The organism is Rhizobium sp. SG741, from assembly GCF_012275435.1.
Taxonomy (GTDB): Bacteria; Pseudomonadota; Alphaproteobacteria; order Rhizobiales; family Rhizobiaceae; genus Rhizobium; species Rhizobium lusitanum.
Map to the genome: position 1 here is coordinate 22,437 of NZ_JAAZQP010000014.1, position 22,409 is coordinate 44,845.

At 61.0% G+C, this 22,409-nt stretch carries 23 protein-coding genes; 16 read left to right on the forward strand and 7 right to left on the reverse strand.

From position 1 onward, the window contains the following. Nucleotides 1-24: 24 nt before the first annotated feature. Genes FHT29_RS28130 through FHT29_RS28140 form a run of 3 tightly spaced genes read left to right on the forward strand, consistent with a single transcriptional unit; the run spans nucleotide 25 to nucleotide 2,119 of the window. Entirely contained in the window at nucleotides 25-666 is a 642-nt protein-coding gene (locus FHT29_RS28130) for an amino acid ABC transporter permease (RefSeq protein WP_037196994.1), read from the forward strand. Beyond that, entirely contained in the window at nucleotides 663-1,331 is a 669-nt protein-coding gene (locus tag FHT29_RS28135) for an amino acid ABC transporter permease (protein WP_047552547.1), read from the forward strand. Before FHT29_RS28130 ends, FHT29_RS28135 begins: the two co-directional genes overlap by 4 nt. After that, entirely contained in the window at nucleotides 1,328-2,119 is a 792-nt protein-coding gene (locus FHT29_RS28140) for an amino acid ABC transporter ATP-binding protein (protein WP_047552543.1), read from the forward strand. Before FHT29_RS28135 ends, FHT29_RS28140 begins: the two co-directional genes overlap by 4 nt. 80 nt (nucleotides 2,120-2,199) lie before the next feature. Here the strand turns inward: FHT29_RS28140 and FHT29_RS28145 are convergent, their stop codons facing one another. After that, nucleotides 2,200-2,868, reverse strand: a complete 669-nt coding sequence (locus FHT29_RS28145) for a GntR family transcriptional regulator (protein ID WP_051963522.1) — start codon at nucleotides 2,866-2,868, stop codon at nucleotides 2,200-2,202. Between the two features lie 111 nt (nucleotides 2,869-2,979). On the opposite strand from FHT29_RS28145, the gene FHT29_RS28150 reads away from it, so the two are divergent. The 7 genes from FHT29_RS28150 (at nucleotide 2,980) to FHT29_RS28180 (ending at nucleotide 10,386) form a co-directional block, all read left to right on the forward strand. After that, nucleotides 2,980-3,627, forward strand: coding sequence for a GntR family transcriptional regulator (locus tag FHT29_RS28150; protein ID WP_168600631.1), 648 nt, complete (start codon nucleotides 2,980-2,982; stop codon nucleotides 3,625-3,627). Nucleotides 3,628-3,733: 106 nt separating this feature from the next. Next, nucleotides 3,734-4,570: an ABC transporter substrate-binding protein gene (locus FHT29_RS28155; protein WP_168600632.1), complete on the forward strand. Its 837-nt coding sequence runs from the start codon at nucleotides 3,734-3,736 to the stop codon at nucleotides 4,568-4,570. A gap of 72 nt (nucleotides 4,571-4,642) precedes the next feature. Then, a complete protein-coding gene (locus FHT29_RS28160) occupies nucleotides 4,643-5,338 on the forward strand; it encodes an amino acid ABC transporter permease (RefSeq protein ID WP_168600633.1) in 696 nt (231 codons plus the stop codon). A 16-nt stretch (nucleotides 5,339-5,354) separates the two neighbouring features. Then, nucleotides 5,355-6,245 carry a 4-hydroxy-tetrahydrodipicolinate synthase gene (gene dapA, locus FHT29_RS28165; RefSeq protein WP_168600634.1) on the forward strand — a complete coding sequence of 297 codons (891 nt, stop codon included), beginning with the start codon at nucleotides 5,355-5,357 and terminating at the stop codon, nucleotides 6,243-6,245. A gap of 10 nt (nucleotides 6,246-6,255) precedes the next feature. Further along, nucleotides 6,256-9,177, forward strand: a complete 2,922-nt coding sequence (locus tag FHT29_RS28170; protein ID WP_168600635.1) for an FAD-dependent oxidoreductase — start codon at nucleotides 6,256-6,258, stop codon at nucleotides 9,175-9,177. Then, nucleotides 9,174-9,902, forward strand: coding sequence for an amino acid ABC transporter ATP-binding protein (locus tag FHT29_RS28175; RefSeq protein ID WP_092577313.1), 729 nt, complete (start codon nucleotides 9,174-9,176; stop codon nucleotides 9,900-9,902). Before FHT29_RS28170 ends, FHT29_RS28175 begins: the two co-directional genes overlap by 4 nt. Nucleotides 9,903-9,969: 67 nt before the next feature. Then, on the forward strand, nucleotides 9,970-10,386 hold the full coding sequence (locus FHT29_RS28180; RefSeq protein WP_113108765.1) for a DUF3830 family protein: 417 nt from the start codon (nucleotides 9,970-9,972) through the stop codon (nucleotides 10,384-10,386). 132 nt (nucleotides 10,387-10,518) lie between these two features. On the opposite strand, the gene FHT29_RS28185 is transcribed toward FHT29_RS28180, so the two are convergent. The 3 genes from FHT29_RS28185 to FHT29_RS28195 form a co-directional block, all read right to left on the reverse strand. Further along, nucleotides 10,519-11,595 (reverse strand): porin, encoded by a 1,077-nt coding sequence (locus FHT29_RS28185; protein WP_113108764.1) that lies wholly within the window; start codon nucleotides 11,593-11,595, stop codon nucleotides 10,519-10,521. Between the two features lie 566 nt (nucleotides 11,596-12,161). Further along, the gene (locus FHT29_RS28190; protein WP_168600636.1) at nucleotides 12,162-12,650 is read right to left on the reverse strand and encodes a RidA family protein; all 489 of its coding nucleotides are present in this window, start codon (nucleotides 12,648-12,650) and stop codon (nucleotides 12,162-12,164) included. After that, a complete protein-coding gene (locus tag FHT29_RS28195; protein ID WP_168600637.1) occupies nucleotides 12,644-13,369 on the reverse strand; it encodes an SDR family NAD(P)-dependent oxidoreductase in 726 nt (241 codons plus the stop codon). The genes FHT29_RS28190 and FHT29_RS28195 overlap by 7 nt, the downstream gene beginning before the upstream one ends. A 178-nt stretch (nucleotides 13,370-13,547) precedes the next feature. Between FHT29_RS28195 and FHT29_RS28200 the strand changes: the two genes are divergently transcribed. Further along, nucleotides 13,548-14,450: a LysR family transcriptional regulator gene (locus FHT29_RS28200; protein WP_168600638.1), complete on the forward strand. Its 903-nt coding sequence runs from the start codon at nucleotides 13,548-13,550 to the stop codon at nucleotides 14,448-14,450. Between the two features lie 52 nt (nucleotides 14,451-14,502). On the opposite strand, the gene FHT29_RS28205 is transcribed toward FHT29_RS28200, so the two are convergent. Together FHT29_RS28205 and FHT29_RS28210 are read right to left on the reverse strand one after the other, a co-directional pair. Next, nucleotides 14,503-14,781 carry a hypothetical protein gene (locus tag FHT29_RS28205; RefSeq protein WP_210255565.1) on the reverse strand — a complete coding sequence of 93 codons (279 nt, stop codon included), beginning with the start codon at nucleotides 14,779-14,781 and terminating at the stop codon, nucleotides 14,503-14,505. 3 nt (nucleotides 14,782-14,784) lie between these two features. Further along, the gene (locus FHT29_RS28210; RefSeq protein WP_168600639.1) at nucleotides 14,785-15,579 is read right to left on the reverse strand and encodes a thioredoxin family protein; all 795 of its coding nucleotides are present in this window, start codon (nucleotides 15,577-15,579) and stop codon (nucleotides 14,785-14,787) included. Between the two features lie 118 nt (nucleotides 15,580-15,697). Here FHT29_RS28210 and FHT29_RS28215 point away from each other — a divergent pair, with 118 nt between their 5' ends. Continuing rightward, entirely contained in the window at nucleotides 15,698-16,918 is a 1,221-nt protein-coding gene (locus tag FHT29_RS28215) for a helix-turn-helix domain-containing protein (RefSeq protein WP_168600640.1), read from the forward strand. A gap of 47 nt (nucleotides 16,919-16,965) precedes the next feature. Continuing rightward, nucleotides 16,966-17,598, forward strand: a complete 633-nt coding sequence (locus tag FHT29_RS28220) for a PQQ-binding-like beta-propeller repeat protein (RefSeq protein ID WP_168600641.1) — start codon at nucleotides 16,966-16,968, stop codon at nucleotides 17,596-17,598. A gap of 256 nt (nucleotides 17,599-17,854) precedes the next feature. Here FHT29_RS28220 and FHT29_RS28225 read toward each other — a convergent pair whose 3' ends face one another. Beyond that, entirely contained in the window at nucleotides 17,855-18,874 is a 1,020-nt protein-coding gene (locus FHT29_RS28225; protein WP_168600642.1) for a substrate-binding domain-containing protein, read from the reverse strand. A 107-nt stretch (nucleotides 18,875-18,981) separates the two neighbouring features. Here FHT29_RS28225 and FHT29_RS28230 point away from each other — a divergent pair, with 107 nt between their 5' ends. The 3 genes from FHT29_RS28230 (at nucleotide 18,982) to FHT29_RS28240 (ending at nucleotide 22,261) form a co-directional block, all read left to right on the forward strand. After that, on the forward strand, nucleotides 18,982-20,175 hold the full coding sequence (locus FHT29_RS28230) for a phytanoyl-CoA dioxygenase family protein (protein ID WP_168600643.1): 1,194 nt from the start codon (nucleotides 18,982-18,984) through the stop codon (nucleotides 20,173-20,175). 7 nt (nucleotides 20,176-20,182) lie between these two features. Then, a complete protein-coding gene (locus FHT29_RS28235; protein WP_168600644.1) occupies nucleotides 20,183-20,992 on the forward strand; it encodes an SDR family oxidoreductase in 810 nt (269 codons plus the stop codon). Between the two features lie 432 nt (nucleotides 20,993-21,424). Continuing rightward, nucleotides 21,425-22,261 carry a bifunctional allantoicase/(S)-ureidoglycine aminohydrolase gene (locus tag FHT29_RS28240; protein ID WP_047552498.1) on the forward strand — a complete coding sequence of 279 codons (837 nt, stop codon included), beginning with the start codon at nucleotides 21,425-21,427 and terminating at the stop codon, nucleotides 22,259-22,261. The last annotated feature ends 148 nt before the right edge of the window (nucleotides 22,262-22,409 follow it).

The window sequence follows — 22,409 nt, forward strand, 5'->3', positions numbered from 1 at the left end:
CGTCAAGCGGGCGAAATCTGAACCATGTCCATCAAGCTCTTCGAGTTGCTCTTGCAGGCATCGATCTACACGGTGACGATTAGCGTCGTGTCGATCCTCATCGGCTTTGCGATCGCGATTCTTCTATCGGGAATGCTGCTGTCGGGGCGCGGTCTCTTTGTGCGACCTGCCCAGATTTTCATCAGCTTCTTTCGCGGCGTGCCACTGCTGGTGCAATTGCTGCTGATCTACAATCTGCTTCCGGGCATCGGCATCAATGTGCCGAGCATCGTCGCCGCGATCATCGGCCTGTCGCTCTGCACGGCAGCCTATCAGGCTGAGAATTTGCGCGGCGGCTTTGCCAGCGTGCCTCTCGGCCTTGTGGAGTCGGCGGAGATGGTCGGCCTGACGCCACGCCAGACCTTCCGCCGCATCAAGGTTCCGATCGCCCTGCGCCTCACATTTCCCGCTCTCGTCAACGAGGCGATTCTCATTCTGAAGGCATCGTCGTTGGTCTCAGTGGTCGGCATCGTCGAGCTGACCCGCATGGCACAGGATCTTGCCGGCAGCACCTTTCTGCCGCTGCAGCTCTTCGCATCCGCCGGCCTCATCTATCTCGTCATCAACTGGTTGGTGGCGCTTGCCGGCGGCCTGATCGAAAGCCGATTGCCCGGAGTGCCGCGATGACCTTCGACATCAATGTCATCATCGGACAGTGGCCGGCCATCGTCAGCGGCGCTGGCGTGACGATCATGATCTGGATACTGGGCACGATCGCCGCGGCCATCATCGGCTTCCTCATGGCAGTCGCCCGGCAATATGGCGGCATGTTGGTCGATAAGGCGCTGGGCGCTATCGTCGCCGTGCTGCGCGGCACGCCGTTTCTCATTCAGATCTTCCTGGTCTATTACGGCGGTCCCTTCGTCGGGCTGGATCTCGATCCCTTGCCTGCCGGATTGATCGGTATTTCGATCTATGGCGCGGCGTATTTCAGCGAAATCTTCCGCTCCGGCTTCCAGGCCGTGCCGAAGGGTCATATCGAGGCCGGCGAATGTGTTGGCCTGACGCGAGGGCAGATCGTCTGGCGCATTCTGTTGCCGGAAATGACGATGCTGGTGCTGCCGCCATCCGTGAACATGGTGGTCATCCTGATGAAGGAGACGGCGGTTCTATCCATCATTACGGTGCCGGAGCTGACTGCAACGTTGAGCGCGATCGGATCGCAGCAATATGCCTTCGTCGAAGCGCTTTCAGCGCTGGCGCTCTTCTATTGGGTGCTGGTCGAAGTCACCGGCTGGCTTGGCAATCTTGCCGAAACGAAACTTTCCAGATTCAGGTTTTTCAACGCATGAGCGTCCCCGCGATCGCAGTCAGCAATCTCGTCAAGACTTTCGGAGAGACCACGGTCCTTCATGGCATCGATCTTATCATCGAGCCGGGGCAGGTTTCCTGCCTCATCGGCCCATCCGGCTCCGGCAAGAGCACGCTTTTGCGCTGCATGGCTTTTCTGGAGGAGGCAACGCGCGGGACGATCGCCATCAACGGCGAGGTGCTCGGTTTCACCGAGGATTCGCAAGGACGGCGCGAGCGCATTTCGGCTGCCGCCAATCGTGCGATCCGCGCCCAGATCGGCATGGTGTTCCAGCAGTTCAATCTCTGGCCGCACATGACCGCGCTCGGCAATGTCAGCGAGGCGCTGAAGACGGTTCACAAGATGAGCCGGAAAGCGGCCGAGGATGCGGCGATGGCGCAACTCGTCAAAGTGGGTTTGGAAGCGCGGGCAGGGCACTATCCCTCGCAGCTGTCGGGTGGACAGCAGCAGCGCGTGGCGATCGCCCGTGCCCTGGCGTTGAAGCCGAAGATCATGCTGTTCGACGAGCCGACCTCATCGCTCGATCCGGAGCTGACGGGCGAGGTCCTGAACGTCATGCGCGATCTGGCGGCCGAAGGCATGACCATGGTTGTCGTCTCGCACGAGATAGGTTTCGCGGCAACGGTCGGCCAGCAGATCATCTTCCTCGACCACGGCAAGGTATTGTTCACCGGGCCGCCGCAGGAAGTCTTCAAGAAGCCGAGAAATCCGCGTCTTGAGCAGTTCCTCGATACCTATCTCGATCGTGGCGCCTCGATGCTGCTTTAACTTATCGGCGATCCCGCGGGCATCGGCCCAAATACGGAGCTAGGTTGCCCGATAAGGCGGTTCCGCGCGTCTTGGGATCACTACTCCAACTGTTCTCTCGCAAAGCTGATCAGGCTTTCGATATGAACCGCAACTGCAGACCGCGTTTGTTCTGCATCCCCGCGTTCCAGCGCCTCGATGATGACGAGGTGCTCGGTTGAATCGGGCTTCAGCCGATCCTTCAGCCGGTCGATCTCGAACAGGCGTGTGGTGGCGCGCAGTTCGCGCAGTACTTTCGCCATGACCGCGTTGGCGCAGTGGTCGATGATCAGATTGTGCAGGTTGTCGTCGGAGACCCAGTGCGCATCGGTGTGATAGGCCGTTGCATCGAGAAGCTCATGGATCTCGCGCCTGACGGCGATCAACTGCCGGCGCGGAATATTGGGGATTGCCAGCACGGCAGCCTCGGGCTCGATCAGCAGGCGAAGCTTCAGGCTCTGTAGGTACTCTCCGATATCAACCCGGCGAACCACGTAATTGCGGCCATCGCCTTTGCGCACCAATCCTTCGCCCTCGAGCCGCTGCAGGGCTTCCCGCAGAGGCGTCCGGGAAATGCCGAGGGCTTCGGCCAGCCTTGCTTCGACAATGACCTGTCCGCCTTTCAAGCGGCGATGGCGAATCATGTCGGACACGGCCTTGTAGGTCAGCGAGGCAAGATTGTGCTGCGTGCCCGCTGGCTGCGTATCCGGCAAGATTGAAATATCTGTCACCTTTACCTCATTTCGCGTGTTGAGGGCGCGACCGTGCAACGACGCACTTTCTTCCAGTCGGCTGGTGTTACATATGATAGCCCAACTCGCAAACAACGAAAAAGGGGTCTCATGGACGATCGCTTGAACGACGCGGAAGACGAAAGCCTTGCGGAGGAGACCTATCGCCTGCTTCTAGCCGATATTCTTTCGGCCCGGCTCGCCGGCGGATCGGTGGTGCAGCAAAGGCGGCTTGCCACCAAGCACGCGGTATCGCGCTCGCCGATGCGGCATGCGCTCGGCCGCCTCGAGGGGGAGGGGCTGCTGGTCCGCAACGACAAGGGGGTGCTTTGCGTCCGGGTCATCACGCTGAAGGACTATCTCGACAGTCTGTCGATGCGAATGCTGCTGGAGCCGAGCGCGGCCGCCGCCGCCGCCCCTCATATGCCCGTGGAGGCGTTGACGTCGCTTTCCGCAATGCTCGATGCAATCGAAGCCGATCTGGACCCGGATCAGGAACTCGTCTGGCAGTTTGATGATGCTCTGCATATGTCCATCGCCAATGAGAGCGGCAATTCCTTCATGGCCGCCACGATCGGCGAGATGCGGCGTTATACCACGATCTTCGAAAGGCAGATGGCAGTGATCCGGGCAAAGCCCGGCATGGCCGAGCATCGGGCAATCCTCACCGCTTTGTCGGCGGGCGATCCCGAGGCGGCGCGGCAGGCAATGGCCCGTCATCTCGATGCGGTCCGACAAGGCGTTCTCACAAATTACTGACAGCTTTCGCGACAGCACTTGCATCGGCGGCTGAATTTTGTATAAAATTGGGATCCCAGATGAATGCAACTTTGGGACGCCAATAAAAACAACTCCAGAGGTCATCATGTTCCGAATTCAATTGTCCCGCGGCGTTCTTGCCGCCTCATTCCTAGCTCTGACGACATCGCTCGCTCTTGCCCAATCCTGCATGCCGAAGGTTGCGGCCGGCGAGTTGATCACGCCGGGCAAGCTCGTCATGTCGACCAATCCGACGCTGCCGCCCTTGCAGTTCATCGACTCCAGCGGCGACCTGAAGGGCATGCGCATCGAGCTCGGCACCGAGATCGCCAAGCGCCTCTGCCTTCAGCCGGAATATATCCGCATCGAGTTCTCCGCGATGGTGCCTGGGCTGCAAGCCGGCCGCTGGGACATGATCAACACCGGCATCTTCTTCACCGAAGAGCGCGCCAAGATCATGCAGATGATCCCCTATGAAGACCAGGCGATCAGCGTGTCGATCGCGCCGAATTCCACCAAGAAGGTTGCCAGCAAGGACGACCTTGCCGGCATGACGATCGGCGTCGAAATCGGCGGCTTCGAGGAAACCAAGACGCGTTTGCTCGACAAGGAATTGCGCGATGCCGGCAAGCAGGGCTTGACGATCCAGACCTTCGACAATTTCGCGCTTGCTTATCAGGCTTTGCGTGCCGGGCAGGTCGACGGCGTCGTATCGATCGATGCCGTCGCCAAGGAATATGATGCGCGGGGCGACTTCAAGCGCGCACTCAACGGCCTCTATCCCGCGCCGGTCGCCGTCGCCTTCAAGAGCCCGGCCCTTGCCGATGCCGTATCGGCGACGCTCAAGGCAATGAAGGCCGACGGATCGTTGAAGGCGCTGTTCGACAAGTACGGATTGCCTATGGTGTCCGGTGATTATTCCGTGAAGGGCCCTGGCCGCTGATCGGCTTGATCGGTCCATCGGAATGGCGATGCGCGGGTCTGTCGCGCTCGCCTTGAGCAGAAAGCTACGTTCATGACGCTTTGGAGCTGGTCGGGTTTCTTCGGATACCTGTTTAATCCCTTCATTCTCGGCGGGGTCTTCACGACCATATGGCTGACCGTCGTGTCGCTGACGGCGGGTCTTATCCTTGGATTTGCCCTTGCCCTGATGCGGCGATCACGCTTCCGGTCGGCCAAGATCCTCGCCAAGACCTATATCTGGCTGTTTCGCGGCACGCCGCTGCTCGTCCAGCTCATCGCAATCTACACAGCGCTGCCGCAGTTCGGCATTCGCTTCACCGTGGTAGAGGCGGCCTTGATCGGGCTTGCGCTCAACGAAGCCGCCTACCTTGCGGAAATCATCCGCGCCGGCATCGAGGCGGTTCCTGAAGGGCAGGCCCGAGCCGCGCGAGCGCTCGGGATGACGGAACGGCAGATCATGCGCCACGTCGTCATGCCGCAAGCCTTCAAGGTGATCATTCCGCCGCTTGGAAACTCCGTCAACGGTCTGCTGAAGACGACCTCCGTGACGTCGGTCATCTCCATGGAGGAGCTTCTGAGGCGAACCCAGGTTCTCATCCAGGAACGTTTCATGGTGCTGGAGCTCTTCGCGGTGGCGGCCATCTACTACCTCCTTCTGACCACGCTCTGGGATTTCTTCCAGAACCATATCGAGAAGCGTTTCGGTCAAGCCACCAACTCGCGGCTTTCCATCACCGAGAAGCGCTAGAACCAGGATATCTGACATGACTAGGAAGTTTCGCGGTGTCTATACCGTGATGATCACGCCGCTGGACGCGAATGGCGCCGTGGACCTTAAGGCGCTCGCCGCCTTCACCGATTGGCAGGTGCGCGGGGGCATACATGGTCTCATCCCGCTCGGCTCGACCGGCGAGTTCCTGTCGCTGAGCGAAGAGGAACGCGACGGGGTCGCAAGGACGGTGATCGAAACCGTCGCCGGCCGGGTTCCGGTATTGATCGGAACCGGTGCGGAAGACACGCGCGAATGTGTTCGTCTGAGCCAAAAGGCGGAAACCATGGGCGCGGACGGCGTCATGATCATTCCGCCCTTCTATTCCACGCCGACGGATGACGAACTCGTTCATCACTACCGCACGGTTGCTTCTGCAATTTCCATTCCGATCATGGTCTACAACAACCCGGCGACAGCCAATGTCGATTTGAAGCCGGAGCTGGTGAAGCGCATCGCCGAGATTAGAGGTTGTGACTATATCAAGGAATCGACCCTCGAAGTAACGCGAGTGCGTGACATCATCCGTCTGGCGGGTGAGGATATGACCGTCTTCGGTGGTATCCTCGGTTTCGAATCCTTCGTGATGGGGGCTGAGGGCTGGGTGGCGGTTGCATCGAACGTCGCGCCGGGACCGATGGCTCGGATTTTCGAGCTCGTTGCGGATGAGAAGAAGATCGATGAGGCGCGCGCTCTTTACCTGAAGTGGCTGCCAATCATCCAGGCCGTGGGCGGGCAGGCTTATGTTGCCGGTTCGAAGTCGCTGCTGACGCATATGGGCTTTGCCGCCGGAACACCACGGCCGCCGCGCCTGCCTTTGCCGCCCGCACAGGATGAGGCCATGAAGAAGCTGGTTTCGGACTTCGGTCTGATATTTGGCGCCTGAGGATCGAGCAATGTCCGCCTCCCTTGCAATCTCGCAATCCGGATCGGAAACGCGCGTCGAGTTCTTCCTCGACGGCGCGGCTCTGTATGCCGAAAGCGGGATGACGATTGCCGCGGCAATCGAGGCGGGCGGGCGGCATGATTTTTCCCGCGGCCTCAAAGGCGAGGCGCGGGGTCTTTTCTGCGGCATGGGCGCGTGTCACGATTGCCTTGTCACTGTCGACGGCAAGGTCAGCCAGCGCGCCTGCATGACATCGGTCAAGGAAGGCATGCGGGTCGACCGGCCGTCCTCGAGGCCGGCACTTGCGGCAAGCGACTTTGCCGACCTCTGCGGCGTGCCGGCGTCGATCCACTGCACCGAGATGGATGTGTTGGTTATCGGCGCGGGACCGGCGGGCCTTGCCGTTGCCGAGGTCGCTTCAGTGGCCGGGGCGAGCGTGACGCTTGTCGACGAGCGCGCCATCGCCGGCGGGCAATATTTCAAGCAGCCCTCGACATCGAAGGCGACATTGCGCCTTGCCGGCGACGAGCAGGCACGATCGGGAGCCGACCTGATCAATCGCGTGCAAGCTGCCGGCGTATCGACGCTGGCCAGTACGGTCGTCTGGGGTGCGGAGAATGACGAGAGCGGCGCAAGGATCGCCTGCTACGGTCCCCAAGGCGCTTTCTACTGCAAACCGCGAATGATCGTCATCGCGACGGGCGCCTACGAACGGCCGGCTGCCGTTCCCGGTTGGACACGGCCCGGCGTCATGACGGCAGGCGCGGCGCAGACGCTGCTCAGAAGCTATGGCACGGTGCCCGCCGGTCGGATCGTCATTGCCGGCAACGGGCCACTCAACATCCAGGTCGCCAACGAGATCCGCAAGGCGGGTGGCTCCGTGGTCGCTCTGGTGGAATCCGCTCCGGCGCCGTGGAAGCAGCCGCTGACGGCGCTTAAGCTTCTTGCGGCCGACAGGGCGCTTGCACTGGGCGGTGTTCGGCAGCTAGCAGCCTTGCACGCCGCCGGCATTCCGATTCTGTGGGAAAGCAGCCTTGCGGCGATAGAGGGGACGGCCAGTGTCGAAGCGATCACCATCACTGGACCGAATGGTGAAGCCAGGCTTGAGGCGGATACCGTTCTCATCGGCGGCGATTTCGCTTCATCGAACGAGCTTTCCCGGCTGCTCGGTTGCGGCCATGAAGTCATGGATGGAAACCTTGCCGTCATCCGCAAGGACGATGGCGAGACGACGCTTCCGCATGTGCATGTGGTCGGGGAGGCGGCGCGTTTCGGCGGCGCGCATATCGCTCTGGCGCAAGGTCGGCTCGCCGGGATCGCCGTGGCGCGAAAGCTGGGGTTTGACGTCGCTGCCGATACCGAGGCCGAACGCAGGCTTGCGCGGCACAGGGCTTTTCAAGCCGCGCTCTGGACAGCTTTCAAACCGGCTCGTCCTGCGGCAGGCAATGTGCCGCCTGATCAGACCGTCATCTGTCGCTGCGAAGGTGTGACCTATGGCACGCTGCGGGCGCTTGGCGAGCACAGCGCCAAGGATATTGCGACGCTGAAGCGGTTATCCCGTGCCGGGATGGGGCGCTGCCAGAGCCGCTATTGTGGGCACGCGATTGCCGTCGTCGCTGGAGAAACCCGCGCATCCGGCGAAACGCGCGGCTTTCTGGCGCCGCAATTGCCATTACGGCCGGTGCCGCTCGCAGCACTCGCGGTTGAAAAGCCGGAATGGGGTGGCCACAGGCGGGCGCTGCTGCCGGAGAGGCCACCACTGGAAAGCCGCGAACCGCTGCCGTTGTCGCAAACGTCGACGCTGGTGATCGGCGCGGGAATTGCCGGGCTGTCGACGGCCCTCTTTCTCGCCCGTGAAGGCGAGGAGGTCACGGTATTGGAGCGCGCCTTTCCGAACTCGCTGGCCTCGGGCGGCAATGCCGGCAGCCTTCATGCGCAGCTTCTGTCTTTCGATCACGGCACGCGCGCCGAAGGCGGCGGTAGCGCGGCCGCGCAGACGCTGCCCTTGCAGCGCGATTCCATCGCCCTTTGGGCCGCCCTGCAGGATGAACTCGGTTGCGATTTCGAGATGAAGGTGACGGGCGGGTTGATGGTCGCCGAGACCGAGGCGCATATGCGCTTCCTTACCGAGAAAGTCGGTGTCGAGCAGCGGGCCGGCATTGATTGCCGGCTGATTGGCCAAGAAGAATTGCGGGCGCTGGAACCGGCCCTGTCGCCGGACTTTGTCGGCGCCGCCTATTGCGCGCAGGAAGGCAAGATCAATCCGCTGGTCGCCACACAGCGCATTCTCGAAGCGGCGCGGGCGAAAGGTGCCCGCATCTTCGACCGATGTGAAGTCATCGGCATCGTGCCAGGTCCGGCCGGCTTCGATGTCGCCACGTCGCGCGGCGTCATCAGGGCAAAACGTATTGTCAATGCAGCCGGCGCCTTCTCGTCGCGCATCGGATCGATGCTTGGTCTCGATGTTCCCGTCTTCGGCGCACCGCTGCAGATGGTGGTGACGGAGGCGGCAGCACCCCTGATCTCCTGCCTCGTCGCCCATGCCGATCGTCACCTGACCCTGAAGCAGGCGGCGAACGGCAACTTCATCATCGGCGGCGGCTGGACGGCCGGTCTGGATCCGGTGCATCAGCATCCAAGGCCGCTGCTTTCGAGCCTTGAGGGCAATCTTTGGGTTGCCCAGCATGTGGTCCCGGCGCTGCGCAAGCTTCATGTCATCCGCAGTTGGGCGGCGATGAACATCAACATCGACGGCGCGCCGATCCTCGGCGAGCATCCGTCGCAGCCCGGCTACTTCAGCGCTGTCACATCGAACGGCTACACGCTTGGCCCGATCGTCGGCCAGCTGACGGCGCAGCTCGTCCTTGGCCGGGAGAGCGGCAGAGCGCTGCAACCGTTTTCCATCACTCGTTTCGCGAAAGGCCGCTCATGATCGAAATCAGTGGCGTCTCCAAATTCTACGGCAACTACGAAGTCCTGAAGAACTGCACCGTCAAGGTCGATCGCGGCGAGGTCGTCGTGGTTTGCGGCCCGTCCGGTTCCGGCAAGTCGACGCTGATCAAATGCGTGAACGGTCTGGAGCCTTTCCAGAAGGGCTCCATTCGCGTCCACGGGATCGAGGTGGGAGATCCGAAGACGGATCTGCCGAACCTGCGCACACGCATCGGCATGGTCTTCCAGAATTTCGAGCTCTTCGCGCACCTGACCATCATCGACAATCTCATGCTGGCGCAGAAGATCGTGCTCGGGCGCAGCGAGACGATTGCGAAAACGAAAGCGATGCAGCTTCTCGATCGCGTCGAGCTTGCCGACCATGCCAATAAATATCCGAGCCAGCTTTCCGGCGGCCAGCAGCAGCGCGTGGCGATTGCGCGGGCGCTCGCCATGGATCCCCTGGCGATGCTCTTCGACGAGCCGACTTCGGCGCTCGATCCGGAGATGATCTCGGAAGTGCTCGATGTCATGACCGGGCTTGCGAAAGACGGTATGACCATGATGGTCGTCACCCATGAAATGGGCTTTGCCCGCCGTGTCGCCACCCGCGTGATCTTCATCGACCAGGGCGAGATCGTCGAGGACCGCCCGAGCGAAGAATTCTTCGCCGGCAAGCACAATCCGAGAACCGAAGCTTTCCTCGGAAAGATCCTGCAGCACTGAGGAAGCAACCGCGTCCGATGCTTTCCGGGCCGATAAGCGACATTTCCAACTCAAAGAAAGAAATCCGATGAAATTGAAAATTACTGCCGGTCCTTTCGAATTCGATGCCGTGCTTGAAACCGCGAAAGCGCCCAAGACCTGCGAGGCCTTCCTCAAGCAGATGCCGTTCGAGGGCCAGATCGTTCATGTCCGTTGGTCGGGCGAGGGCGTCTGGATTCCTCTCGGCGATCTCGACTTCGGCGTTGGATACGAAAACCATACGAGCCATCCGGCACCGGGGCATATCATCCTCTATCCGGGCGGCATCAGCGAAACCGAAATCCTGCTTGCCTATGGCGGCGTCGATTTCTCGTCGAAAATGGGCCAGCTCGCCGGCAATCACTTCATCACGGTGACTTCCAACCTCGACAAGCTTGCTGAATTGGGTCGTCTGGTGCTTTGGGAAGGAGCGCAGCGCATCAGGTTCGAACAAATTTCCGACTAGAGCAATACCAGGCCCCTAGGTCAGCGGAGGGATTAGGCCCAGACTCAAGCTTTCCTGGACGGAAAGAAGGCTCGGTCGGAACCGAGCCTTCCTCTCTTTTCTGATCGGAGGCCTATTTCAGATCAGATTGGATTAGAAACTGCGCTCAAAGCGGAGAATGCCGGCCCACTGGTCCTGATTGATCGAATCCCAGCTGGTGTAGGAGAGCTCCGGCTCGATGAGCAGATTCCTGACCGGGTACCACTTGATGTTCGTGGTCGCTGCGAAGATCTTCGAGTCGGTGTAGGCGAGCTGGAGGTTCCACTTCAGCTTTTCGTTGATCGGAACGCCAACGCCGCCCCAAAGTGCCCAGTCGCCCCAGCCGCACAGGGCCGGACGACCAGCAGGGCAAGCGGTCCCGGTATTGGTGCCGGCATACTTGTTCAGCTTGTCGCCGTCGGTGTTCCAGCCACCCATCAAGAAGGCCGAGAAGACACCGAAGTCAGCATCGACACGAGCCTTGATGGCGCCTTCTTCGACGATGGAGTCATAGCCGCCAACGACCTTGAAGCCCCATGCGCCAGACTTGAAGCCGGCACCGGCAACAACGTCGGGAGCGTAATGGTCGGAGCTGTCTTCGCCGTTAGCGCCAGTAGCAAACGGGCCAGAGTTGCTGTCTTCGACCGAGATCACGGCCGTGAAGCCGTTGCCTGCATCGTAGTTATAGGTGATCTGGTTCAGTTCGTACGGACCGTCATAAACCACGTCGTCGTTGATGACGTCGCCGGCATAACCGGTGAAGACGTTGAACTGCGAGTCTTCCTTACCAACGGTGAAGCCACCGAGGCTGATGCTGGCATGCAGCAGGTTGGTGAACGTCGAGCCGCCGTCGTCCCAGTCCCAACGCAGCTCGGTGTTGGTCCTCAGCGGACCGTATTCGGTATCCGTTGCCGTCTGCAGCTGCAGCTCAGCGCGGGTGTGCCACAGCGTACCGAAACGGGCGTTCGGATCATACGCGCTGTACCACTGACCTTCGGTACGAACCTTGCCGCCGATCTTGAGGCAGGTTTCGGTGCCCGGGATGAAGAAGTAGCCGGCGCCGTAAGCATCGCAGATGCGAACATATTCGAGCTGCTCCGGCTCAGCAGCGACGACAGCGTCGGCCGCATGAGCGCCGGAAACTACTGCCAGTGAAGCAGCGGAGCCGAGAAGAAGGCTCTTGATATTCATTAGTTTCTCCAATCGCTTTGCCTGATCGGAACGACGCTGACGACCACCCGCTACGCTCATTGATCCGGCTGTTCCCCCTTGATTGGAAGCCGACGGCCCCCCGCGCTTACGATAGAGAAGGAAATGCACGTGCCGAAATCCAATATTTCGGTCATGCTTTGTAATCTCTTCATATCAATAGGTAGTAGATGCGCAACTGCATCACGCAGAAACAAAATGTATAAACATAATATATGCTCGAATATTATAAGTATTAATAGAAAAATATTTGATAAATGTATGTAACCTGCGGATATACTACTATAAGCCGTAATTGGTATTCGCTCACCGTATTTCGTATGAATCAATCGGCCCTAAACCGTAACGTCAAATCGCATCAAGCAGGCCGCAGAGCGACAGGGTTCAGCTTGGCGCGCGGCGAGCTTGGAAAGCGGGCGGGTTGGACGCCGAAGTCACAACAGCTTGTTCCATCATCGCCGCGCGAGCTTTCAGCCTGCAGGAAGCAACCACAGGGGGTGTGGCGCGGACGGATGTGAAGCGCCCCGACCGGACCGGGGCGCGGTGTTTCACTCTGCGAGCTCGAGCACGAGTTCGACTTCAACCGGCATGCCGAGGGGCAGGCTGGCCACTCCGAGGACGATCCGGCCCGACAGCATCTCCGTGCCGAAGACCTTGAGGAGGAGCTCGGATGCGCCATCGGCCACTTTCGGATGATCTCGGAAATCGCCTTCCGTCGCAATATAGACGCCGAGCTTGCCGATGCCTGCCACCTTGTCGAATGAACCGAGATATTCCTTGATGGCGGCAAGCGCGCTCAAGGTGGCGATCTCGGCCGCCTTGCGTCCGTCCTCTGCGGATAGTTCGCCGCCAACGCGTCCAACATATTGCGGCTTGCGGTCAACGACCGGGAGCATTCCGCTCAGGAATAGCAGCTTTCCGATCTTCACCGCCTCCACATAGGCGCCGAGCGGCGTGGGAGGCGGGGGAAGCGCGATACCAAGATCCTTCAGCCGCTGTTCTGCGCCAGCGGCCGGCGCTTTGCCAGCGCTTACCATTTTCCCAAATGTGCGCCGCCGTCGACGTGCAGCACCTCCCCGGTTATACGCGGAGCCTCTGTCAGGTAGAGGACGGCGTCGGCGATCTCCTGGACGCTGGAAATGCTGTGCATCGGCGATAGCGTGTTAAGGAAATCCCTCGGATTATCCTTGTGAAGCGGCGTGTCGACGACGCCGGGCGCTACCGTGTTCACGCGAATTCCTTCCTTTGCGTATTCGAGGGCGATGTTCTTGGAGAGTGCCTCGATACCACCCTTGGTGGCCATCGCGACGGAAGCGTTGACGCCGGCGATCGGGTGATCAACCAGAGGCGTTGTGATGCTGACGATACTGCCGCCGGTCTTCTGCATCAACATCTGGCGCACGACCAATTGGGTCAGATGCAGAAAACCCTCCAGATTCGTCGAGGATAGTTTGCGGTAATCTTCCAGGGTGTAGTCGATGAACGGCTTGGTGAAGAAAATCCCGGCATTGTTGACCAGAGCGTCGATCGTCCCGAAGCGGGCGAGCGCGGTCTCGACGACGCGCTCAGCCGTGGCGGGATCGGCGATGTCGCCGTCGATGCGAGCCAGCCTGTCGGAGGCCTTGATCTCGTTGGTTTGACTGACGCGCCGCGATGTCGCGACAACATTATAGCCTCGGTCGAGGAAGGCATTGGCAAGGCCGGCACCAATGCCCTGCGAAGCACCGGTAATCACTACTGTTTTTTCTGTTTGCATTGTCGTTCTCCATTTCACGAAGCGACCTCACCGCCATGCATCGGCCCGGAAGGCCGGACCGATCGAGAGAGGATGAGGTGGTTGGTTTGCTCTCGTGGGAGAAATATGCCCACTTGGGCTTTACGTGATTAGATGGAAATATATGGAATCAATTTTCCATCTATGCAAAAATCAGAAGATGACTGATCTGAACGACATCGCTGTTTTTGTGAAAGTAGCGCAGCTCGAGAGCTTCAGCCGGGCCGCCCATGCGCTCGGCATGCCGGTCTCGACGGTGAGCCGCAGAGTAACAGCGCTCGAAGAGCAGCTGGGTGTGACGCTCCTCCAGCGCACGACACGCAAATTGAACCTCACCGCACAGGGACGCGCCTATTTCAATCAGTGCAACGAGCCGCTCAACCACCTCTATGATGCCGAGCGGGTGCTCATTCACGCACAGAGAAAGCCGGAGGGCCTGCTTCGGATTTCCGTGCCGGTGGTCCTCGGGCAGGAACCCTTCTACGATTTCATTTCTGCGTTTCTGAAAAACTATCCGCACATCCAGGTCGATCTCTTCATCACCAATACGTTTCTCGACCTGATTGCCGAGAATGTCGATCTCGCCATCCGTTTCGGAGAATTGCAGGATTCGACGATCATTGCGCAGCGCGTCGGCAAGAGCGTCCGTTATGTGGTCGCGACGCCGACCTATCTGCAGGGTCGTGCCCTACCCACCAAACCCGAGGATTTGCGGGAGCATCAATGCGTCCTGTTGAATGGCCGCAACAATGAAACCGAATGGCATCTGGTCAACGGCCGCAAATCGGCGAAGGTGCAGGTTTCGGGACCGATCGCGAGCCGCGATTTCCAGTCGGTAAGCGCATTTACCTACAAGGGCCACGGCGTAGGCCTGTTGCCTTCGAATTATTGTGACGACCGGATCGAACGCGGCGAACTCATCCACCTCCTGCCGGATTGGTCCTCGCCCGAAATCTTCGTGCACGCGGTTTACCAGACGCGGCGCTTCCTGCCATCGAAGCTGCAAGTCTTTCTCGATGCGTTGAAGGCCTGGAAGAGCCCGCTCTGGATTCCGCTGCGGTGACCATGTTCCGATAGTCGGATTGATTAGCTCGAGCAGCAAGGCAGAGGTTCGCTCAAGGGCCGCGCGCGCTCTCTTCTCCTGCAAGAAGCCTCAGCCAGGGTCCGGCATGGAACAGGCTCATCAGCAGATACATCGGCGCCATTCCGCCAAACAGCGAGCCGCCTTGCACCGAGCAGATCATTTCGGCTGCGCCATCGCGGGCGGTCAGCAGCGCCATGGCGGCGAAGGTTGGCGCCGCGGCCAGCTGAAGCCAGCGACCGATGCCCGCATATTGCAGCAGGCCGGCGGCACGCGCGCCGGCCCTTTCGTGGATTTCAGACAATCTGGACATCGGCTAGGCTCCATAGCGGTCGTGATGACGCCACCAGACACCGGTTTCGTTGCGGCCGAGCGGCGCCCGGTCGAGCCACTGATACATGCCCCAGAGGCCGTCTAGTCCGCGGGCATAGGACGAATAGGTGTGATAGATCTTGCCATCCTGCATCGCGAAGGCGCTGACACCCGGCCGGTCGCGCGTGTAAGTCGCGACATCCGTTCCTGTCATCGAGGCGATCTGCGCGACCGGGCCTTCGCTGCCTCGCAACTCCCATTGCTGCACCGTCTTGCCCGCCAGCGGCTCGGGCATCGGCGGCTCGCGGCGGTAGTTGTATTCGATGTTGCCGTCGCGCTGTTCCTCCGGCGTGAACCAGACGTTGAAATCATGGTTGAAGTCGCTGTTGGCCGACGAGGCCCAGTCGAAGGTCCAGCCCATACGGTGTTTGAATTCCTGCAGTTTCGCAAGCGGCGCCCGGGATACCGCGGAAAAGGCGACGTCATGGTTTTCAAGATGCACGGCAAAGCCGTTGAAGCCATCGGCGATCGACGAGCAGGATGGGCAACCGGCCGTGTAGTCCGGTCCGAACATGAAGTGGTAGACGAGAAGCTGGGAGCGCCCCTTGAAGAGCGCCGAGAGCGGAACCGTGCCATCCCCGGTTTCGAGCCGATAGTCCTTTTCCACCCTCACCCAGGGCAACTGCTGGCGGCTCGCGGCAATTTCATCGCTGCGCCTCGTCAGCTCCTTTTCCTCTTCCAGCAGGGAAAGCCGCGCCGAAAGCCACTCCTTGCGCGTTCCTGTCCTGTGCATCGTCATGGTTGATCTCCTGTATCTGCTAGGTTTGTCTATCCGGCGCGGCATCTTGCCGGCCGATGGGGAATAACTTACGGCTGGAAGCAGGACGGGTGGGAGTTACAAGTGTGACGGGATTTCGATGGACTCGCTGATCATCGCCGCCGCACAGGCGCTTGCGTCAGGCGATCCGCTGGGCGCGATGAAACGCGTGGCGCTACGCGACGATGCACCGGCGCTGGCGCTTCGCGGCATTGCGATGGCGCAGCTCGGCGACCTAGTCCGCGCCAAGACGTTGCTGAAGAGCGCTGCGCGCGCCTTCGGCCCCCGCGAGGCGGTGGCCCGCGCCCGTTGCGTCGTGGCCGAGGCGGAGATTGCCCTCGTTTCGCGAGATCTCGGTTGGCCGAAAAAGACGCTGGAGACGGCGCGGGCCGTCCTCGACAAGCATGGCGACCGCATCAATGCCGCTCATGCCCGCAACCTGCAGATACGACGCCTGCTGCTTATCGGTCATCTCGACGAGGCCGAACGGATGCTCGCGAAACTTGATCCCTCGCCGCTACCGCCGGCCGCAAGGGCAAGCCATGAGCTTGCGGTTGCCGGTATCGCCATCCGCCGCCTTCGCACCGAGCAGGCTCGTGGTGCCCTGGCGCGAGCGGCGGAGGCGGCACGCAAGGCCGGCATTCCCGCGCTCACGATCGAAGTGCGCGACGCCGAGCGCGTTCTCGACGCACCGGCGGCCCGGCTGATCGCACACGGCAGGGAGCGCCTGCTTTCGCTCGGCGAGGTGGAGGCTCTGCTGTCCTCCGGAGCGCTGGTCATCGACGCCTGCCGCAATGTCGTGCGCAGCGGCGGTGAAGTCGTGTCTTTGGCGAGCCGGCCGGTGCTGTTTACACTGGCGCGGGTGCTTGCCGAGGCTGCTCCCGCGGACGCGTCGCGCGCCGTGCTGCTTTCCCGCGCTTTCCACGCCCGCCATGCCGACGAATCCCACCGGGCACGGCTCAGAGTCGAGATCGGCAGGCTGCGCACTGCGTTGGAACCTTTTGCCGATATTGGCGCGACGACGCACGGCTTTGCGCTGACGCCGCATGGAAAACGCGATATCGTTGTGTTGGCGCCACCTGTCGAGGCGGAGCACGCCTCTCTGCTGGCCCTGCTCGCCGACGGCGAATCCTGGTCGAGTTCGGCGCTGGCGATCGCGCTGGCCACAAGTCCGCGCACGGTGCAGCGGGCGCTCGATGCACTGGCGGCCACCGGGCGGGTGCAAAGCATCGGCAATGGCCGCGCTTGTCGCTGGATGATGCCGCCGGTCGTCGGCTTCCCGACAACATTGTTACTCCCGGGACCGCTGCCGAGCGACTAGGGTTGGAGCTGCCGAATTCAACAGATGCTGACCGGAGGATGGATACAATGAAAAAGTCTCAAGCTGAGGTCATTCGCGAATATGGCCCCTTCGAGAATGCGCCCCGCGTAAACGGCGTTACCTTCGACGGCCGGCATGTCTGGTTCGCCTCTGGCGAAAAGCTGCACGCCCTGGACCCAGAAAGCGGAGCGCAGGTGCGCTCGATCGACGTCGCCTCGCATGCGGGCACCGCTTTCGACGGGCGCTATCTCTACCAGATCGCGGAGGACCGGATTCACAAAATCGATCCCGAGAGCGGAAAGGTGCTCTCCACCATTCCCGCGCCCGGCAACGGTGGCGATTCGGGTCTCGCATGGTGCGAGGGAAGCCTGTGGGTAGGCCAGCACCGCGGCCGCAAGATCCACGAAATCGACCCCGAAACCGGTGCTATCAGGCGCACCATCGAATCCAACCGTATCGTTACCGGTGTCACATGGGTCGATGGCGAGTTGTGGCACGGCACCTGGGACGGCGACGAAAGCGACGTTCGCCGCATCGATCCGATAACGGGCGAAGTGCTGGAACGGCTGGAAATGCCTGAAGGCACCGGCGTCTCTGGCCTCGAATCCAATGGCGGCGACCTCTTTTTCGCCGGTGGCGGCGGCAGCGGTAAAGTGCGAGCGATCCGCCGCCCGCGTTGAGGGATATGCTGCGGCGTTTCTGCACATGCTTGCTTATTTGTATCGATGGCAAATTGGTCACGTTGGGCCGCTTCGTCTGCGCCTTTGAGCTGCCGTTAAGGGCGTCGATAGTCGTGGCGAACGCGCATCGCGCAGAGGCAACCCGCGCACGAAATGACAGTTGCAGAAATCGGACCAACACCTCGCCAATCCGCGCGCTCTTTCTTTCCCGTGCCGATCAGCTAACGAAGTCATTGTGTCTTCGTCAATCTGCATGTCAGTGCGAGGGATCAAAGGGCGTTGCGATCGCAACCCGCGACTGCGCCACCTGGAAATCGGCCGGCAGCATCCGGTGATAGGCAAGCACGAGCTGGCAAGCGCTGCGGGCGTCGTGCCGCAGATCGTGATGAATGACGAAGGCAATATCGCCAGCGGCCAGAAGCTTGATATTGTCTTGATCGAGATCGTGAGCCGCAAAGACCGTGCATTCGCGCCGGGCCTCGGTGAAGGCTTTCAATATGGCGCGATTGCCGCCGCCGATCGAGTAGACTGCGCGAATGTCCGGTTCCTGTTCCAGCGCATCGCGAACGAGCAGTTCTGTCGTGCGATCGACGCCGAAACCTTCGGAGATCCGCGCGACGGACAGCCAGGGAAATCGCTCGGCCAGCACATTGCGGAATCCCTGTTCGCGCTCGTCTTCGCCGGCAAAGAGCCTGCTCGACAGCGTCACCAGCACCTTGCCCGTCCGCCCTCCCGCCATGCGCCCGAGCAGATAGGCCGCCGTCGCACCCGCCACCCGGTTGTCCATGCCGACATAGCCAATCCGGGAGCTTGCCGGCAGATCGGTCACCAGCGTGACGACCGGAATTTTTGCCGCCATGAGCTGGGCAGCAAGCTCGGCAATCGCCGGCGTCGAAGCGGCCTTCAGGATGACACCATGGCTCCCGCGCCGGCGTATGGCGTGCAGGATGGACAGCAATTCCTGCTCGCTCATCGTCTCGGCGACGTGAAATCGTGCGGAAAACGAAGCGGGACGCATGCCGGGCAGTTCGGCCTCGAATGCTTCGCGTACCGCCGTGGAAAAGCGCTGAGGCGTGTCCATCACGACATCGATGACGAAGCGCCGCCCGGCGAGGCCCGATTGTAGATACTGCCGTTCCAGTTCGGAAATTGCCGCCGCGACCCGCGCTCGCGTGACGGCGCGAACGCCCGCTCGTTCATGCATCACCCGGTCGACGGTCACCAGACTGAGGCCGGCCTGCAAGGCGATATCCTTCAGCGGAAAGCGTGATGTCACCGGTTTTCCTTTTGAGGTGTTTTTGAGGGCTTTTCTGCCTTTCTCATAGGCCGGGCGGATATTACGATCAATGCATAAGTCCAACACCACTTCGGGAGGAGATCACCATGGACACTCAGACGCTCGCCAGCCCGCGCAGCCGGAAAATTTGGCTTTCGGCCGATTGCGGCAGCTTCGATCATTTCAGGACTTTGGTCGAAAAGACTGCTGACCCGGCAGACTGGCCCTTTGCCGACGGAATCGAGAAAAACATCCTCATCTATGATGGCGAGAAGGTCCGGAACGCCGCAGGAGATGAACATGATCGCCGCGCGCTGATGGCTGAATGGGTCGAAGCATTCACCTCCGGTCCCGGCATCATCGCCATCAAGAATGCCATGCCCGACGGTGCGGTTGTCGATCGTGCCACTGCCGTGTTCGATGCAATCGTCCGCGACGAGCGCGAGAAAGGCAAAGGCGCGGGCGACCACTTTGCCAAGCCCGGCGCCAATGACCGCATCTGGAACTCGCTTGAGAAGCACTGCCTGGCGGATCCGGAGAATTTCGCCCGCTACTATGCCTCCACCGTCGTCGCCATGGTATCGGAAGCCTGGCTGGGCGCCGGCTACCAGATGACCGCGCAGATGAACCGGGTCAATCCAGGCGGCACCGCGCAGAAGCCGCATCGCGACTACCACCTCGGCTTCATGACGCCCCAGCAGATGCAGGCCTATCCCGGACATATCCACGCCGTTTCGCCTCTGCTCACCCTGCAAGGAGCCGTCGCGCATTGCGACATGCCGCTCGAAAGCGGACCGACGCTGTTTCTACCCTATTCTCAGACGTTCTTCGAAGGCTACATCGCCTTCGGCCGTCCGGAGTTCCAAGCGCACTTCGCGGAGCACCATGTGCAGCTGCCGCTGCAGAAGGGCGATGCCGTCTTCTTCAATCCGGCGGTCATGCATGGAGCCGGCAACAATGTCTCAAAGGACATCTACCGCATGGCAAATCTCCTGCAGGTGTCATCGGCATTCGGACGGGCAATGGAAAGCATCAATCGGAACCGGATGTCGGTCACAGTCTATCCTGCGTTGCTCGCCGCGCTTGAGGCAGGCGCGATGAACCGCGCCGAGACGGCCAATGTGATCGCATCGACGGCCGAAGGCTATGCCTTCCCCACCAATCTCGACAGCGATCCGCCGGTCGGAGGCCTTGCACCGAAAACGCAGGCCCAGATCATGGCCGAGGCGATCGACGCCAAGGTGGATGCTGGGCGCTTTGCGGAGCTGATCGCGGCTCACGCAACACGCAGGGAGGCGTGAAGGTCCGATGAATCGCCTGGATGGAAAATTTGCCGTCGTCACCGGCGGCACGCAGGGGCTGGGTGCGGAAGTCGCACGTCTTTTTGCCGAGCGCGGCGCCGCAGGGATTACGATCTGCGGCCGCAGCACCGCCAAGGGCGAGGCCAAGGCACGGGAGATCGGTGACCGATATGGCACGCCGGTCGTCTTCGTCGCAGCTGATCTCGGCCGGGTTGAGGATTGCCGCAAGGTCATAGACACAGCGGCCGAGCGGTTCGGCCGGATCGACGCCCTGGTCAACGTTGCCGCGATCACCGACCGGGGCACGATTCTCGATACCGATCCGGAGCTGTTCGACCGGATCTTCGCAGTCAATGTGCGTGCGCCGTTCTTTTTGATGCAGGACGCGATCAAGAACATGATCGCCAATGGCATCGAGGGCACGATCGTCAACATCTCCTCGATGTCGTCGATGGCCGGGCAGCCCTTCATCAGTGCCTATTGCTCGTCCAAGGGGGCGCTCGACACGCTGACCCGCAACACTGCCTTCGCCCTTTTGAGAAACCGGATCAGGGTCAATGCGCTCAATATCGGCTGGATGGCAAGCGATGGTGAGGACCGCATCCAACGGGAGTATCATGGCGCTGGCGACGACTGGTTGGCGAAGGCGGCTGCCAATCAACCATTCGGCCGGCTTGTCGAGCCGGCCGAGGTTGCACGCGCTGTCGCCTATCTGTCTTCCGGGGAATCCGGTCTGATGACCGGCGCTACCATCAATCAGGATCAATCGATCTGGGGCGCCTATGAAGATACACCGCATCCAAGGGAGGCGATTTGAGGCAGGGCGGCTGGCGGGGGATGCTCCCGCACCGACGATGAGCAGCGGCGTCAATTGGCGCTGAGCCCGAGGCTTGCTTTGTACCGAACCCCTAGGGGGCGATCTACTTCGATACGCCTTCCATCCGATGTTCTGAAAAGGCGGGTTGGCGAAAACGAATTCGCCGACCTCGACGCCTGTGAGAATCTTGATAAATATTCCCGCCGACTTCGAAGTACGGCGATTCACCACCTTCAGTTCCTGATTGAGCGCGGCAGCACGAAAGATCCGGTGGAACGACGGGAGGATATTGTCCCACATCCGGAGTAGTCTTGCGCATGGAAGCTTGCAGGTGTCCCCGGATATCCTTGTTAAGGCTTTAACACCATCTAATATGGAGGTGGAGGCGAATGCCGCAGCCTCCCGGAACTCTGAGAACGAAGGGCCCAGACGATGCAAAGAAACTACTACTCTTCCCTTGGCGGCCATCCGCCGCAAAGTGATCTCCTGACAGGAAGAGCTGTATTCACGGAGGCCTATGCGGTCATCCCCAAGGGAGTGATGCAGGACATCGTCACCAGCTTCCTGCCCTTCTGGAACGACACGCGCTGTTGGGTGATTGCCCGCCCGCTCTCCGGCTTCGCCGAAACCTTTTCCCAATATGTCATGGAAGTGGCGCCGGGCGGCGGTAGCGACCGCCCGGAGCAGGATCCTGAAGCCGAAGGCGTGCTCTTCGTCGTCGATGGCGAGGTTGAACTGACGCTGCCGGCCGGCAAGCACATTCTCCAGCCGGGCGGTTATGCCTTCCTGCCGCCGGGCCTGACGTGGTCGCTGCACAACCGCAGCACCGCCCATGCCCGCTTCCACTGGATCCGCAAGGCCTATGAGGCCGTCGAAGGGCTGGATCATCCCGAACCGCTTATCCTCAACGAGAAGGACATCACGCCGTCCACCATGCCCGGCACGGAAGGGCGCTGGGCGACGACCCGTTTCGTAGATCCTTCCGATCTCCGCCACGATATGCATGTAACGATCGTCACCCTCCAGCCCGGTGCCGTCATTCCCTTCGCGGAAACCCATGTCATGGAGCACGGCCTCTACGTGCTGGAAGGCAAGGCCGTCTACCGCCTGAACCAGGACTGGGTGGAAGTGGAAGCCGGCGACTTCATGTGGCTGCGCGCCTTCTGCCCACAGGCTTGCTATGCCGGAGGCCCCGGCCCGTTCCGCTACCTGCTCTACAAGGACGTCAACCGCCACATGACGCTCCGCCCCTTCGGTTCGCGCCGTTAGGCTCGATGCTATCTTCAGCACCCCGCGCCCTTCTGGCGCGGGTTTTTGTTTGTTCAGCGGGTTGGCTGCATTGCCGAAAACTTCGCATTGCCGGCTGCCGGCTGTACCGCCGGTCCTTAGCCGGAGATGACGCTCCATTGAAACTTTG

What these genes read in the sequence shown, in the direction of transcription:
- FHT29_RS28205 (WP_210255565.1), bottom strand. Translation starts at nt 14,781, where the DNA reads ATGTCCAGATTGTCTGAAATCCACGAAAGGGCCGGCGCGCGTGCCGCC.
- FHT29_RS28185 (WP_113108764.1), bottom strand. Translation starts at nt 11,595, where the DNA reads ATGAATATCAAGAGCCTTCTTCTCGGCTCCGCTGCTTCACTGGCAGTA.
- FHT29_RS28175 (WP_092577313.1), top strand. Translation starts at nt 9,174, where the DNA reads ATGATCGAAATCAGTGGCGTCTCCAAATTCTACGGCAACTACGAAGTC.
- FHT29_RS28150 (WP_168600631.1), top strand. Translation starts at nt 2,980, where the DNA reads ATGGACGATCGCTTGAACGACGCGGAAGACGAAAGCCTTGCGGAGGAG.
- FHT29_RS28200 (WP_168600638.1), top strand. Translation starts at nt 13,548, where the DNA reads ATGACTGATCTGAACGACATCGCTGTTTTTGTGAAAGTAGCGCAGCTC.
- FHT29_RS28160 (WP_168600633.1), top strand. Translation starts at nt 4,643, where the DNA reads ATGACGCTTTGGAGCTGGTCGGGTTTCTTCGGATACCTGTTTAATCCC.
- dapA (WP_168600634.1), top strand. Translation starts at nt 5,355, where the DNA reads ATGACTAGGAAGTTTCGCGGTGTCTATACCGTGATGATCACGCCGCTG.
- FHT29_RS28155 (WP_168600632.1), top strand. Translation starts at nt 3,734, where the DNA reads ATGTTCCGAATTCAATTGTCCCGCGGCGTTCTTGCCGCCTCATTCCTA.
- FHT29_RS28215 (WP_168600640.1), top strand. Translation starts at nt 15,698, where the DNA reads ATGGACTCGCTGATCATCGCCGCCGCACAGGCGCTTGCGTCAGGCGAT.
- FHT29_RS28135 (WP_047552547.1), top strand. Translation starts at nt 663, where the DNA reads ATGACCTTCGACATCAATGTCATCATCGGACAGTGGCCGGCCATCGTC.
- FHT29_RS28240 (WP_047552498.1), top strand. Translation starts at nt 21,425, where the DNA reads ATGCAAAGAAACTACTACTCTTCCCTTGGCGGCCATCCGCCGCAAAGT.
- FHT29_RS28170 (WP_168600635.1), top strand. Translation starts at nt 6,256, where the DNA reads ATGTCCGCCTCCCTTGCAATCTCGCAATCCGGATCGGAAACGCGCGTC.
- FHT29_RS28230 (WP_168600643.1), top strand. Translation starts at nt 18,982, where the DNA reads ATGGACACTCAGACGCTCGCCAGCCCGCGCAGCCGGAAAATTTGGCTT.
- FHT29_RS28195 (WP_168600637.1), bottom strand. Translation starts at nt 13,369, where the DNA reads ATGCAAACAGAAAAAACAGTAGTGATTACCGGTGCTTCGCAGGGCATT.
- FHT29_RS28235 (WP_168600644.1), top strand. Translation starts at nt 20,183, where the DNA reads ATGAATCGCCTGGATGGAAAATTTGCCGTCGTCACCGGCGGCACGCAG.
- FHT29_RS28180 (WP_113108765.1), top strand. Translation starts at nt 9,970, where the DNA reads ATGAAATTGAAAATTACTGCCGGTCCTTTCGAATTCGATGCCGTGCTT.
- FHT29_RS28220 (WP_168600641.1), top strand. Translation starts at nt 16,966, where the DNA reads ATGAAAAAGTCTCAAGCTGAGGTCATTCGCGAATATGGCCCCTTCGAG.
- FHT29_RS28130 (WP_037196994.1), top strand. Translation starts at nt 25, where the DNA reads ATGTCCATCAAGCTCTTCGAGTTGCTCTTGCAGGCATCGATCTACACG.
- FHT29_RS28190 (WP_168600636.1), bottom strand. Translation starts at nt 12,650, where the DNA reads ATGGTAAGCGCTGGCAAAGCGCCGGCCGCTGGCGCAGAACAGCGGCTG.
- FHT29_RS28140 (WP_047552543.1), top strand. Translation starts at nt 1,328, where the DNA reads ATGAGCGTCCCCGCGATCGCAGTCAGCAATCTCGTCAAGACTTTCGGA.
- FHT29_RS28210 (WP_168600639.1), bottom strand. Translation starts at nt 15,579, where the DNA reads ATGACGATGCACAGGACAGGAACGCGCAAGGAGTGGCTTTCGGCGCGG.